Origin of the sequence: Dysgonomonas sp. 37-18 (assembly GCF_001899125.1) — a bacterium.
Taxonomy (GTDB): Bacteria; Bacteroidota; Bacteroidia; order Bacteroidales; family Dysgonomonadaceae; genus Dysgonomonas.
In genome coordinates this window covers 132,817-147,690 of record NZ_MKVC01000006.1, presented here as the reverse complement: position 1 = coordinate 147,690, position 14,874 = coordinate 132,817, and the positions used below count along the sequence as shown (strand labels likewise).

Here is a 14,874-nt window from a genome sequence, read left to right as displayed (position 1 = left end):
ATAAAAATTTCAATTTACCTTAAAGACAAAACTTTCATTTTCTACCAGATAATCAATAAGTTCCTGTTTTACATTTATTTTATAGCTTCGTGAGAACAAGTCTACTTTCATATTTCGCTCTCCGTCTACTACTTCAAAATATAACAATGAATTACCCGGATTGTTTTTAGTTAAAGTTGATAATTCTTCTACCATCTGAGTATTCATGTCATGCAGAGGCAATGTAATAGTTATCTTCTCTACCAAGGTATCTTTTATGTCGGGCAACAAATGAATTGAATTAATCTTTAGCTCCATCTGATTTGCATCGTACTTACGCCCTTGCACACGCCCCCTTACAAATACATATAAACCAGGACGACCATATTTACTAAAATTGATATAATCATCGCCAAAAAGAGGTATCTCTCCACTACCTGTAAAATCCTCTATACGCAATATCATATATGGCTTCCCATTTTTGGTGATGCCCTCACGCATTCCACTCACCATCCCCCCAAAAGTAACTTCTTTATTTTTCAACGCATCCTTATCTTCTATTTCAGACATACCTACATTACATACATAATTTAGGATGATCTTGTATTCATCAAGTGGATGGGCTGATAAATAGATACCGATCAGCTCCCGCTCTTTATTCAAACGTTCCAGGTCTGACCATTTCTCTACTTTTGGAATTTCGGGACGAGCAATATCAAACGAAGCATCGTCTCCAAACAGGGAGTTTGCTGCTTGATTTTTATCTATCTGAAATTTATTTCCATAACGAATAAGCATATCAATAAATGTTTCACCTTTACCATTCATTCCAAAGAATTGCTCCCGCGTCATTCCCGGAAAGTTATCGAATGCTCCGGCCAAGGCTAAAGATTCTATGTTCTTCTTATTACATGCACTAAGATTGATACGCTCTACGAAATCAAAGATATCTTTGAAAGGGCCATTATTTCTCCTTTCTTCTATGATATTCATTACAGCCCCCTCTCCTACACCTTTCACGGCTGCTAAACCAAAGCGAATATCTCCTTCTTTGTTCACCGAGAACTTAAGGTAAGATTCATTCACATCAGGACCAAAAACATTCAAATTCATGGCTTTACACTCATCCATAAACTTAGTTATTTCCGTAATATTAGATAAGTTCCGAGATAGAACCGCAGCCATATATTCGGATGGATAGTTTGCTTTCAACCAGGCTGTTTGATATGCAACCCAAGAATAACATGTCGCATGAGACTTATTAAATGCATACGAAGCAAATTTCTCCCAGTCGGCCCATATCTTATCCAGTGTCTTCTTTTGATGTCCGTTCTTTGTTCCTCCCGCAATGAATTTCTCCTTTAGGGCATTCATCTTATCTATAAGCTTTTTACCCATGGCCTTACGTAGTTCATCGGATTGTCCACGTGTAAAATCAGCCAATAGACGAGAAAGTAACATGACCTGTTCCTGATATACGGTAATACCATACGTATCATTCAGGTAGCGCTCCATTATCGGAATATCATAACTGATCTCTTCCTTTCCATGCTTTCGGGCAATAAATGATGGAATGTAATCCATCGGTCCCGGGCGATAAAGAGCATTCATCGCAATCAGGTCTTCAAACTTGGAAGGCTGCAACTCTTTCAGGTATTTCTGCATACCGGCAGACTCAAACTGGAATGTACCTGTCGTTTTTCCCTGACTGTATAGTTCATATGTTACAGGATCTTCCAAAGATATACTGTCTATATCGATATCTTTACCTGTTGTATGTTTGATATTTTCAATTGCCTCTTTTATGATCGAAAGGGTCTTTAACCCCAAGAAGTCCATTTTGATAAGTCCGGTTTCTTCAATAACAGTACCTTCATACTGAGTAACCAAGATATTTTCTCCGGTCTCCTTATCTTCCGCCGTACTAACGGGTACAATATCTGAAATATCCTGCTGCCCGATAATGATACCACATGCATGTACACCTGTATTGCGAACATTTCCCTCTAGCATCTGCGCATATTTTATTGTATCGCGCATTATCGGATCGTAGCTGTTTGCTGCTTCTTTCAGCTCGGGAACATATTCTATCGCATCTCGTAGTGTGACTTTTTTCTTATCAGGAATACGATCAGGAACAAACTTTGCCAAACGATTAGATTCAGACAAAGGTAGTTTTTGTACTCGAGCAACGTCTTTTATAGCCGACTTAGTCGCCATAGTTCCATATGTGATAATATGTGCCACACGTTCTTGACCATATTTATCTGTCACCCATTTCAAGACTTTGCCTCGCCCATCATCATCAAAGTCGATATCTATATCGGGCATTGATATACGGTCGGGATTCAAGAAACGCTCAAACAGGAGGTCATATTTAATAGGGTCTATATCTGTTATACCCAAACAATAAGCTACTGCCGAACCCGCAGCCGAACCACGTCCCGGACCTACAGCAACCCCCATACTGCGTGCGGCAGCAATAAAGTCCTGAACAATTAGGAAGTATCCCGGAAACCCCATGGTTTTCATTGTATTCAACTCAAAATCGAGCCGTTCTACGATCTCCGGGCTTCGGTCTTTTCCATATCGTTTATCTGCTCCTATGATTGTAAGGTGTCGCAAATAGTCTGATTCCAGCTTTATACGAATAACCTTATCATACCCACCCAAACGGTGATATGCTTTTTCTCCGAATTCAAGAATAAGGTCTTCTTCGGAGTACATAATTTTATACCCTTCTTCGGTTCCAAATGAGGCATCGATCGTAAAGAAAGGCATCAATGCATCCGAATCTATAGAATAAAATTCTACTTTATTTGCTATCTCAAGCGTATTGGTCAATACTTCAGGATGATCTGCAAAGATTTGATTCATCTCTGCTGTTGTTTTCAACCATTCCTGTTTTGTATATCTCATCCGTTTAGGATCGTCAAAATCTTTCCCGGTACTCAAACATATCAGTCGATCGTGTGCATCGGCATCCTCCTCATCTACAAAGTGAACGTCATTTGTTGCGATTACCTTAACTCCGTACTTTTCACCGATACGAAGCAGTTCTTTATTTACCTTTTCCTGCAAAGGATATGCTTCTGCATTTGCATCGGGACGGTTTGTCTTATGTCTCTGCAACTCGAGATAATAATCTTCCCCAAAGAGATTTTTAAACCACTGAACAGTTTTTTCGGCCTCTTCTATATCATCGGACATAATCTTTTTAGAGACTTCACCCCCAAGACATGCTGTAGAGATAATAAGTCCTTCATGATATTTTTCGAGCAATTCTTTGTCGATACGAGGACGCATATAATAACCTTCTGTCCATCCGTACGAAATCATTTTGATAAGGTTTTTATACCCAGTAAGATTTTTGGCCAAAACCACCAAGTGCCAACCACTCATATCCGGCTTGCCTTCCTTCAGATGTCTGCTTCGACGTGCAACATAACATTCGCAACCTATAATGGGCTTAAACTTCTTAGCCTCTTCTTCCTTTATTTTGGTTTTTAAATCCCCTATCTGAATCGAATTATCTGATTCTTTATCTGCCTCTAATTTCTTTATTTCAGTTTTTAATTCCTTAATAGCAGCATCATATTTCGAATTTTTCTTTTTTACGTAATTGAAAAACTCTTTTATCCCAAACATTGCGCCATGATCGGTCAATGCAATGGCTTTCATTCCATCACCAACCGCCTTATCTACTAGCTTTTGAATACTAGCCTGACCATCAAGCAGTGAATATTGGGAGTGAACATGTAAGTGTACAAAATTATTCATATCTCAATCTTTGCTTTTTCACAATTTGTAAAGTTACTATAAATAGCCTGCCTTTACCACAAAAATATGTATCAGTTTTCAACAAATAATATACGTTAGGTTTTATACCCTTGTAGTCACCAAGATAGAGATACGCTGGCAGCTAATCATAAAACCAGAACATTCTGAACATGACGTAAACAACTAACCAAAAGCACCTTAAAATAGACAATACAATAATTAAAAACATCATTTATAAAACATGTGGTCAGAAATTATAAATACTGACAGTTTATTAAATCTATTCATATATTTTTGTAGCAGATGCTAAATCAGACTAAACAGCTTCCTAGCTTTAACTGAGAACATTCTCATTGAATTAACAAACTTTACAAAACGTGAAAATGGTAAGATCCCTAGGATTTTACCATTTTCTACATCTTACACTACTCAAATATCTTGTGTTTGATTTCTGATAAAGTAGAAATTCAAATTTATACGAATATGATTTTATAATTAACAATATATTGGTACACAGGAAATATATACCTAAATTTGTGTGCACAAAACTGACCGTATGATCAAGAAAAACATATTATTACTTCTCTTATTTATAACATCTCTTGCTTATTCACAGCAAATAAAAATCACAGGAAAAGTTACCAGCCAACAAGGAAAATCGTTGGAGCATGTTTCTGTTTCGGAGATGAATAGCCGCAATGGAGTAATAACAAATGAGAGAGGCGAGTATGTATTATCTATACAGCCTAAAGATTCGATTAAGATCATATTCTCTCTGATAGGCTATCAACGTCACCAATATATAATCCCTAAAATGAAAAGTGACCTGATACTGAATATCACATTAAAAGAAGATAATAATACTTTAGAAGCCATTACTATAGAAGGGCAACAAACCGTTACCACAGTTATTGAACGAATCGACTACTTAGCAACCAGACGAGCTTCAAATCCTTGGGAAAGTATAGAATCTCTCCTCGCAACGATGGGGGGAGTAAGCTCCACAAACGAACTGAGTTCACAATACTCGGTACGCGGAGGGAACTTTGATGAAAATATCGTATACGTTAATGGGAATGAGATTTATCGCCCTCTCTTAGTGCGTTCAGCTCAGCAGGAAGGGTTAAGTTTTATAAATCCTGACATGGTGCAAACCGTCGGTTTTTCTGCCGGAGGATATAGTGCAGAGTATGGAGATAAGATGTCATCAGTGCTTGATATTACATATAAAAAACCGAAAGAGTTTGAAGCGTCTGCCTCAGCCGGACTTCTAGGAGGAAGTGTTCATATCGGTAATTCGACAGGAAAATTCTCTCAGATTACGGGAATTCGTTATAAAACGACTCAGTCCTTACTTAGCACTTCTGATACTAAAGCGGAATACGACCCCTCATTTATTGAAGCTCAAACATATATAACGTACGAATTATCGCCCAAATGGGAAGTTAGTATGCTCGGAAACTATGCGCACAATACTTATGAATATAGGCCCAAAACTCGCAGTACTAGTTTTGGTACGCTTACCACACCTCGTAACTTTACGGTATATTTTGATGGATGGGAGAAAGACAGATTTATTACTTACCAAGCAGCGTTGACACTAAAAGGTAGAATAAATGAAAATCTAAATATAGGTATTACCGGCTCTACATTCTCTTCTGACGAGAGAGAGCGTTATGATATAGAAGGCAACTATATATTGAAAGAGCAGAACATTGTAGAAGGGAATGAAGCCTTTGACGAATCTTCACTGTTGGGGATAGGACGATATATTGAACATGCACGCAATCAGGTAAAATCGGAAGTATATACAATCAGTCATTTCGGAGACTTTAAGATAGGAAGTAACCTCTTGAAATGGGGGCTCACTTATCAACAAGAAAATGTAAGAGATAAGATCAAAGAGTGGGAAATGAGAGATTCTGCGGGTTACTCTCTGCCAAATACAGGAATAGATGTCAATCTATATTCGAACCTGAAAGCAGATAACAAAATCAAGCCTTCTCGTTTTTCCGGATATATACAAGACACTTATAAACTCAATACAGACAATGGCTTATTTATCATAAATGCCGGATTGAGAGCGAGCTATTGGACTTTCAATGAAGAACTGATAGTAAGCCCACGTGGAGCTATAGCCTTTGTACCTAGTGGAATCGAAAACTTCTCGATACGATTAGCGGGAGGCATTTATTATCAGGCTCCTTTTTACAAAGAATTCCAGAAAATAGTAAATGTAGATGGGAACAATGTTATCGAGCTGAATAAGGATATTAAATCACAAAAATCGATTCATGTCGTACTAGGAAGTGATTATTATTTTGGAGGCGGGGGCGAACACAACTCTCCTCCGCTGAAATTATCAGGGGAGATCTACTATAAAAAACTATCTAATCTGATTCCATATACAGTAAACAATGTAAAGATACGTTATTCAGGAGAAAATAGTTCCAAAGGTTTTGCTCTAGGGATGGACATGAAGCTGTACGGAGAATTTATTCCGGGTGTAGATAGCTGGATTAGTCTGGGAATAATGAAAACGCAACAGGAAATAGATGGACAAAAAGTTCCTCTACCAACGGATCAACGTTTCAACTTTGCCTTATTTTATCAAGATTATATGCCGGGATATGAACGCCTAAAAATGAGCCTTAGGGGACTATGGTCTCAAGGCTTACCCATTTCTGCGCCATACAAAGGGTATGAAAACGGATATTTCCGCACACCGGCATATAAGCGTGTAGATATCGGTTTTTCGTGGCAAATACTAGGCGAAAAATTCGCTATACGAAATACAAATTCGTTATGTAAAGCACTAAAAAACATCTGGCTAGGAATAGATATCTTTAATATATTCGACATGCAAAATACAAATACGTATTATTGGATTACAGATATCTACAACCACCAATATGCCGTACCAAATTATCTGACCGGACGCCAACTAAACGCAAAACTATTAATCGAATTTTAGCTTATTTAATAAATTCAATTCAATCATATAAGGTTAAATAATATAACTTTACTATCAATCAAAAACGAAGATATTATGGAAAATTTTTCATTAGCAAATCCCGTAAAGATTATATTCGGGGAAGGAATGATCAAAGAGATTACAAACGAAATACCTCAAGGCAGTAAAGTGTTGATGACTTACGGAGGAGGCAGTATAAAGAAAAACGGAGTGTACGATCAGGCTGTAAAAGCTCTAAGCGGTTACGAATGGCATGAGTTTGGAGGAATAGAACCAAATCCACACTATGAAACCTGCATGAAGGCTGTCGCTGTAATCAAAGAAAAGGGTATCGATTTTATATTATCCGTAGGTGGCGGATCGGTTCTTGACGCTACAAAGTTTATTTCTGCCGCAGTCTATTTCGAAGAGGGTGATCCGTGGCAGATACTGTCTAAAGGTAGCAAAGTAAAGAAAGCTATGCCTTTTGGTGACATTATTACATTGCCTGCTACAGGATCAGAAATGAATAGCGGAGCTGTAATTACCCGTGCCGAAACTCAAGAAAAACTTGCATTTGGTTCTCCCCTCACCTACCCTAAGTTTTCTGTACTTGATCCGACTGTAACATATTCATTACCTCCCCGCCAGACAGGGAATGGAGTTGTAGATGCTTTTGTACATGTAATGGAGCAATACCTGACATATAACGAAGGAGATTCTTTGCTGCAGGATAATATGGCTGAAGCTATTGTAAAAACATTAGTCGAAGAAGGGCCTAAAGCCCTGAAAGAACCTAACAACTATGACGTTCGTGCCAATCTGATGTGGGCTTCAACGTGGGCACTGAATGGCTGGATTGCCTGCGGTGTGCCCGAAGACTGGGCTACTCACATGATCGGACATGAACTTACAGCTTTCTATGGACTTGATCATGCCCAAACTCTTGCTATTGTATTACCGGGAGTAATGACAGTACTAAAAGATCAGAAAGGAAGAAAGATCACTCGTCTTGGAAAAGAGGTGTTTGGCATCCAAGGAAGCGATGCAATAGATAGAACGATTAAAGCAGTGGAAGACTTCTTCGAATCGATGGGTGTAAAAACTCATCTGTCTGACTACGGATTGGGCGATGAGGCTATAGATAAAGTAGCTGAGCGATTAGGAAACCGTGGATGGAAACTCGGAGAGTGTCATAACATTACTTCTGATGTAATCAAAGACATTTTGACTTTAAGAAAATAAGTCGCAAATATAGAAAGTAAGCCGATAATTATATCGGCTTATTTTATAATCAGATCTTCGGAAACCTCGCTTAAATTATTTATTATTAATTCTTTTAGCTTTTCTTCCGGCAATATTACATTAAAGTTACCCCAAAAATTTCTGTCATATTGATACTTAGTATCTGAGAATATGTTTTGAGTAGGTATTCTTTCCTTTCGGGCAAATGCATTTACATCTGTTGTATCTACCATACAGTTTACCATTTCGAACCACAGATATAATGGAGTGCTAAAAAGCTTTCGCTTCCTTTTCATCTTAAATTCCAGGTCTCCACGAATATGGTTCACATAATAAATACCATCATTGGATAATTTATACGAGACATTGTACCGAGCCTGTTGTAATGTTAGCCGAATATCCTTATTTTTTTTTCGAACATAAAGATCTGTAGCCTGTTGCACAAACTTGGGATTGATCTCGAAATGAGCTTCTATCAATGCATAATTCTCTGCGTCAATAAACAATTGCCCTTTAAACAAAGGTTCATCTATATATTCTTTCTGACAGAATGAAATAATATTCACCCTTCTGCCATCTACAACTGTAATATCTGTATGCCCATACTCATATTTATTTTGTTCTTCAGGCTTCAAAAAATCAGGTAAGTTCTTCACCAAATCCAATATCAGACAAGAATTAATACCGGATTTCATTTTTGTAAAGATTGTATCACTTTCCTGAATGCTCTTAATACGACGCATCTTTATAAGTTTTACCTGATCAAGATTTACATTTACATCATAGCCGGTCTTATACATTTTAAGCACCGCCTCAGTTACATCTATATTATTTTTTTTATGGTCTATACCCTCTCTGTAGAAGGTTGTAAGATAAACAGGCGAGGTTGAGTAGTTATTCTTACGATTCTCCAGCATACGGTTGATCTCTTCTTGAGGCTCAACTACTCTAATTACGACTTCTTGTAATGGTATTATTCTGGGCTCGAGAGCAAAACGAATATGCTGTCCGGCCAATAGTCCTACTTCCACTTCCTGACTTTCGTAACCTACATGAGTAAACTTTACCTTGGAGTGACGAAGAGAATCAGGCAAAATCAATTTGAATTCTCCATCCTGATTAGAAATCGTTCCTATTGTTGAGTTGCTGATTCCTACTGCGCTATAAGCTAAAGGCTCATCCGTGATCTGGTCGTATATTGCACCACTAAAAGTAAAGAACTTTTTTTCTACACTATCTACTTTTTCTATTGAAATTACAGTATGTGCTTTTGTCCGATCTGCAACTTGTAACAAGATATGATTTCCAACAATGGAAATCTTTAGTTGATTATTCCCGGTGATCGCATATATGGCTTCCCGCAATGTATATTCGCCTTTTGCAATCTTAACCTTCTTGTCATTGTTTATAATCTGGCTATCATAGATAAATAAATAACCCGACTTGTCGGATACTTGCCTCAGCAGCTTATATACACTCTCTTTACTTTTTGGTAATTGTATCTTCCGATTTAGCACTGCGCCATCATCTGCCTGTAAAATCACTGCTACCATCATTAGCAATAACGATACAAGAATACGATGAAAGGTATTTTCAGCCGTATATTTCATGGCAGTTAATATATTATTTTTGTGATATAGATATCACATTATCTTGCTGTTTAAACTGCAAATTAAGAGCCAGACAAATCAGTTCAGCCATTGTGTATGGAGTATCCCCCGAAAAGGTAACTGTCAGTAGGCGATCTTGCAGTTCGGGTGACACAGTTAGCTGCTCTGCATCGGAGTTCATATTTATAACTCTCACAATATCCGACAATCGCTGATCTTTAAAATGAACCCTTTTAAGGTACGATTCAAACTGTGAAACATCTGTGGTTTTAACCTTATGTAGATTATCAGATTCCAAAAGGGCTGTTTCTCCGGCCCTTACATTTACTGTCTGCCCGTTCAATTTTGAAGTGACTCTTACTTCTCCACGCCGTACTGATAAAGAAAATGAATTTTTATTTTCACTCTTCACATTAAATGAAGTGCCCAATACTTCAATAATCGTTTGCTGAGTTTCAATGACAAATGGCTTACTTGGATTTCGACTGATATCAAAAAATGCATTTCCCTCCAAAACGACCTCTCGTTTATCATCCGAAAAACGATTCGGATACTGCAAAGATGCTTGATCTGAGAGATATACTACCGATCCATCTTCTAAAGTAGAGATCAGAGTTGGAGCATCCTTTTCGTTATTTATTGTCAACATTTCCTTATGGCTGGTCTTTTGTCCCCATATAACGAATACTGAAATGGCACAAATACATAAAATTGCAGCCGCAGCCCCCCATCTTACCAAAGATGTACGTATGCTTGCCTTTTTCGCCATCTTATTCTCCGGCACCAATCCGTCCCGATCGAGCCGCATATAAAGGCGATCCCAAGCCTGATCTGTAATCTTATTATTTGTTTCTTTCAAATTCATGATGCGTGTGTATATTTTTCTATTTCCTGTCTTAATATCTGATATGCCTTTGTCATTTCTGCCTCCACCGTTTTTATTGACACAGAAAGCAATTGTGCAATTTCTTTATATTTACGACCTTCCATCCGATGCATTCTGAAAATGCGAAGTCGTCGTTCCGGTAACTGTTCTAGCGTACGATTTATTATATTCTGCAACTCTTTATATTCAATCTGTTCTTGCGCTGTTGTTTCAGAGGCTTCAAGCTTCCTGCTTAATACATTTTCTCTGTGACGTTCTTTTACATACTGATGTTCGAAATATTGAAGCGACTGGTTACGTACTGCTCCATATAAATAACTCTTCATCGAACGGACAATATTCAATGCCTCTCGGTCGCGCCACAATACATAAAATAATTCCTGAACAATCTCTTCGGCTGCATCTTTACGACCAATTATGCCAAACGAGTACATGTATAAAGGCAGATAGTACTGGCGAAAAACCTGTTCGAAAGTTTCTATATCACCATCCTTTATCTTCTTGAATATAAGCACATCGTTCAGCATAATAAGTACAATCACAAGTAAGACCAAATATAATAAATCATAACGAATTTATCAGTTACTTTGTTGTTTCTTTAATTTATTTACTGCCGATTCGAGCGACTCTGTAGGTTCTATAATGTTATAGCCCTCCCAGAAGTTGGCATCATAGAAGTTACTCACTTTGTCTGATAACGAATATCTGTCGCTAAATGCTTCTCTAGCCGGAATTTTAGCTATATTATTTTCTTGCCTGTCAGTAACAACCATCTCTGATATAATTGTATAGTTGGTAGAGAACAGCCTGCGTTTATAATCACATTTGAAGCGAACTTCGTTACGAACATAATTCAGATAGCTTTTTCCATTCTGCTGCTTATAAGTAACCAAATAGGCTACCTCTTCAGGTTTGAAATGCAATCTGAATGGTTTTTTACGAAGAATGGCCTGTGTTACTTTATTGCGGTCGTCCATACTCAAATTAAACTCTGCCCGTGAAAAAGCTAATGTCTCCTGATCAATGTACAAGTTACCATAAAACAGGGCGTAAGGCATGACAACCTGAGGCTCAAAACTTATCACATAATGAAGACGTTCGTTTATCATTACACTGTTCTCCATCTTGTACTTATAGTAATGAAGAGAAGCTTTATCTAACATTATATCCCTATTCTTTACAATATCCAGGTAAGTAGATAAATTTGGACCTCCTACAAATTTAACAAGCAAGGTATCGCCGGGTTTTGGACTGAGTAGTTTTCTGCCCTTTAACACTTGTACCCTATCTCCTGCATCCGATTGAGTATATGGGGTCTTGTAGATATCTATAACAGCTTCGGAGATATTTATATAGCTTCGTCTTTTCTGTATAGTTTCACGATAAAATCCGGTTAAAAGATTTGTCATCAAGCTATTGTTATCACCTATCTTATCTATAGCTTTTTCTACCAATTGCAACGGATCAGTAGATTCGACAACGACTTCTTTCAATTTGTTCTCGTTACGTGTAAGAAAGATCGTAATATTACTCATATCCTGATCCAATAGAGGTACCCGCTGATTGAAGTAGCCTATGTGAGAAACTTCTATTGTTTTAACATTCAGGGAATCTCTGACCTTAATGGTAAATCCTCCATCCGCATTCGATATCGTACCGATACCTGTTCCGGGAACAGATATACTTACATATTCAAGAGTCTTCTTTGACTTTATATCCTTCACTACTCCGGTTATTGTAATATATCCCGGATCTTTGGCCGAATAAGTTGGAAGTGCTACACTCCAAATTATAAGGACTGTAAATACAGTTTTTATCAGTTTTAAACATTTAGTTCTCATGGCTATATTGTTTTTAATGATGATTAATAAAACCGGTTGTACTATTATGATCGTTCAAAAAATGAAAACCCTATCCTTTATCTGATATTTAACATTTAATGAATGAAGGTTTAGTCCTAAACAAATCTGAACATCAATAAAAACGACACAAATAACACAATAAACAACTAACAATATGCCACTTACAAAAATAAAAGGCTTATGATAGTAAAATCACAAGCCTTTGTTTTCCTTATACTCTTATATTTTTATTTTGCCACTTTCAGCTCGTTGATAAGACGAGGGCAGTTCATTACCTTATCTATTATATAAAGTACGTAACGTATGTCTACACTGATTGTACGTTGCAACTCTGGTTCAAACAAGATGTCACCGCTCAGCGATTCCCAGTTACCATCAAAAGCAAGTCCGATTAGTTCTGCGTTTCCATTAAATACAGGACTACCTGAGTTACCTCCTGTAATATCGTTGTTCGACAAGAAGTTTACATACATTTTTCCATCCGCTTTGTTTGCATATTGTCCAAAGTCCTTACTTGCCAAATCGTCCAATATATATTGTTGCACACCGAATTCAGGATCGTTAGGAACTTGTTTATTCAATACACCTTGAGATGTTGAATAATAGTCGTAAGTAACCGCATCGGCAGGCTTATATCCACCCACAGAGCCATAGCTCAAACGTTGAGTGAAGTTAGCATCCGGGTAGAAAGCTTTATTCGGCTCCATTTCCATTAATCCGGCCATAAACAGACGGCTGCCTTTATCTATCTGAGGATAATAAGGTGCAGATGCCTGACGTAATAGGTTTAAGCATGGTTCTAAAGATTGAGCGAATGCAATTGCAGGGTCATTATTGATTGCCTCCTGATCTTCACTACTTATTAGAGCTGTAGCAGCTTCCAGATTGGTAAATTTAGTATTGTTGTAGAACCACTCGGCAAATTTATCATAGTCTCCACCAAATTCATTTGCAATCTTTGTATATACCGAAGGCAAGTATTCAGCAGGAACTCTTTCTGCATATATTTTTAGTAATGCAGGCATTACTTTACGATCGAGAGCCGGCTCATAATCTTTATAAAGCGGAGCTAAACGCTTTGTGAATTCTTCACCTTTATTTTTGTCAGGATCCATTCTATTTACAAGGAGTGCCGTATTTGCATAGCGGATAATTTCAATCCCATTGAAGAAAGTTTCGTACAGATATGTCTGGATTCTAGATGTTTCCATTGTTTCAGTATAGCCTTCTTTCACTAGCGTAAGAGCATCTCCATATTTTGCTTGCAATGCCGGTTTTGAAGCAGTCCATTGCGCAAATTTAGCCTCTAGTTGTTCTTTATCTTTTATAACGCCAAGTTTAGCAATAGCTTCGTTCATCCCCATAGCATTTTTCCAGTAGTTGGAGCTTCCTGCATATTTAGACGCATATTTGATACGAATAGCATCGCTTGCGTTCATATCTTTTCTCCAGATATCCTGTTTTGCTCCGCGAACTTCAATCCGAGGTTTATGTTCCGATTCTACCATTTGGTTGATACCCCACGATGTCATATAGCGTTCGGTACTTCCCGGATATCCAATCGTCATGGCATAATCGTTCTCTTTGTAGCCCTTCAGAGAAACAGGAACTGAATATTTAGGTTTGTAAGGTACATTATCTGCACTATATTCTGCTGCACCATTGTCTTTGTTAGCATAAACGCGGAATACTGAGAAGTCGCCCGTATGGCGAGGCCACATCCAGTTGTCTGTTTCACCACCAAATTTTCCTACAGAAGATGGAGGAGTAAATACAAGTCTTACGTCTCTGAATACCTCGTATACAACAACATAGTATTTGTTGTGTGTATAGAAAGGAATTACTTGCGCTCTAAGAAACTTATTGTCTTTATACTTTTCAAGATATACTTGCGACAAAGAGTCTATTTTTTCTTCACGCACATTCTCGCTGTCAGTAGGTAATAGTGTGGAGGTTACAAAATCTGTAATGTCTTCGGTCTTTTGTAAGAAAGCAACAGTCAAACCTTCTGCTGGTAATTCTTCCTGAAATGACTGGCTTACAAAACCGTCTTTCAAATAATCATGATCTACGGAACTAAGCTTTTGTATTGCATCGTATCCGCAGTGATGGTTGGTGAATATCAACCCTTGACGAGATACCGATACTCCGGTACAGCCTCTACCAAAAATAACTACAGCATCTTTCAGCGATGGATTAGTCTCACTGTATATGCTATCAATAGGGAACTTAAATCCCAGCTCTTTCATGCGGGCAGCACTCTGCCTGTTGAGTTCTTTCAACAGCCACATTCCTTCGTCAGCCTTTAATCCGGCAACAGTAAGGAAAATTGCTAATATTAAAAATAGTTTTCTCATCGTTTTAGTTATTATTAATTAATGATATATTTTATAATTAAATAGCCTTTAAGCCACACTTACATAATCTACTGTCTGGCTGAAAGATACAGCAAAAAGGTGACAAAAGTAACAGTTTTTATCTGCTTTTTTTAGTGTAACCTTTTATTCTCCACAGAGCACACATCCCATTTATATACAGATAATTATATTTAATTTTCAC

General features: G+C 37.6%; 8 protein-coding genes. 2 read left to right on the top strand and 6 right to left on the bottom strand.

The window, feature by feature from the left end:
- Positions 1-9: 9 nt before the first annotated feature.
- Positions 10-3,759, bottom strand: a complete 3,750-nt coding sequence (gene dnaE / locus BGO84_RS02590; RefSeq protein ID WP_291027384.1) for a DNA polymerase III subunit alpha — start codon at positions 3,757-3,759, stop codon at positions 10-12.
- 556 nt (positions 3,760-4,315) lie between these two features.
- Between dnaE and BGO84_RS02585 the strand changes: the two genes are divergently transcribed.
- Both BGO84_RS02585 and BGO84_RS02580 read left to right on the top strand, forming a co-directional pair.
- On the top strand, positions 4,316-6,733 hold the full coding sequence (locus tag BGO84_RS02585) for a TonB-dependent receptor (protein ID WP_291027382.1): 2,418 nt from the start codon (positions 4,316-4,318) through the stop codon (positions 6,731-6,733).
- Positions 6,734-6,808: 75 nt separating this feature from the next.
- On the top strand, positions 6,809-7,957 hold the full coding sequence (locus tag BGO84_RS02580) for an iron-containing alcohol dehydrogenase (protein WP_291027380.1): 1,149 nt from the start codon (positions 6,809-6,811) through the stop codon (positions 7,955-7,957).
- Between the two features lie 38 nt (positions 7,958-7,995).
- Here BGO84_RS02580 and BGO84_RS02575 read toward each other — a convergent pair whose 3' ends face one another.
- The 5 genes from BGO84_RS02575 to BGO84_RS02555 form a co-directional block, all read right to left on the bottom strand.
- Entirely contained in the window at positions 7,996-9,567 is a 1,572-nt protein-coding gene (locus BGO84_RS02575) for a carboxypeptidase-like regulatory domain-containing protein (protein WP_291027378.1), read from the bottom strand.
- A gap of 13 nt (positions 9,568-9,580) precedes the next feature.
- Complete coding sequence (locus tag BGO84_RS02570; RefSeq protein WP_291027376.1) at positions 9,581-10,432, bottom strand: FecR domain-containing protein; 852 nt, start codon at positions 10,430-10,432, stop codon at positions 9,581-9,583.
- On the bottom strand, positions 10,429-10,980 hold the full coding sequence (locus BGO84_RS02565; RefSeq protein WP_252638087.1) for an RNA polymerase sigma-70 factor: 552 nt from the start codon (positions 10,978-10,980) through the stop codon (positions 10,429-10,431). Before BGO84_RS02565 ends, BGO84_RS02570 begins: the two co-directional genes overlap by 4 nt.
- A 51-nt stretch (positions 10,981-11,031) precedes the next feature.
- Positions 11,032-12,294, bottom strand: a complete 1,263-nt coding sequence (locus BGO84_RS02560; RefSeq protein WP_291027374.1) for a carboxypeptidase-like regulatory domain-containing protein — start codon at positions 12,292-12,294, stop codon at positions 11,032-11,034.
- 248 nt (positions 12,295-12,542) lie between these two features.
- Positions 12,543-14,672 (bottom strand): S46 family peptidase, encoded by a 2,130-nt coding sequence (locus BGO84_RS02555; RefSeq protein WP_291027372.1) that lies wholly within the window; start codon positions 14,670-14,672, stop codon positions 12,543-12,545.
- Positions 14,673-14,874 lie beyond the last annotated feature (202 nt).

Bases quoted from the DNA above. Each gene is read 5' to 3' on its own strand.
- BGO84_RS02570 (WP_291027376.1), bottom strand. From the start codon at position 10,432: ATGAATTTGAAAGAAACAAATAATAAGATTACAGATCAGGCTTGGGAT.
- BGO84_RS02575 (WP_291027378.1), bottom strand. From the start codon at position 9,567: ATGAAATATACGGCTGAAAATACCTTTCATCGTATTCTTGTATCGTTA.
- BGO84_RS02565 (WP_252638087.1), bottom strand. From the start codon at position 10,980: ATGCTGAACGATGTGCTTATATTCAAGAAGATAAAGGATGGTGATATA.
- BGO84_RS02580 (WP_291027380.1), top strand. From the start codon at position 6,809: ATGGAAAATTTTTCATTAGCAAATCCCGTAAAGATTATATTCGGGGAA.
- BGO84_RS02585 (WP_291027382.1), top strand. From the start codon at position 4,316: ATGATCAAGAAAAACATATTATTACTTCTCTTATTTATAACATCTCTT.
- BGO84_RS02555 (WP_291027372.1), bottom strand. From the start codon at position 14,672: ATGAGAAAACTATTTTTAATATTAGCAATTTTCCTTACTGTTGCCGGA.
- dnaE (WP_291027384.1), bottom strand. From the start codon at position 3,759: ATGAATAATTTTGTACACTTACATGTTCACTCCCAATATTCACTGCTT.
- BGO84_RS02560 (WP_291027374.1), bottom strand. From the start codon at position 12,294: ATGAGAACTAAATGTTTAAAACTGATAAAAACTGTATTTACAGTCCTT.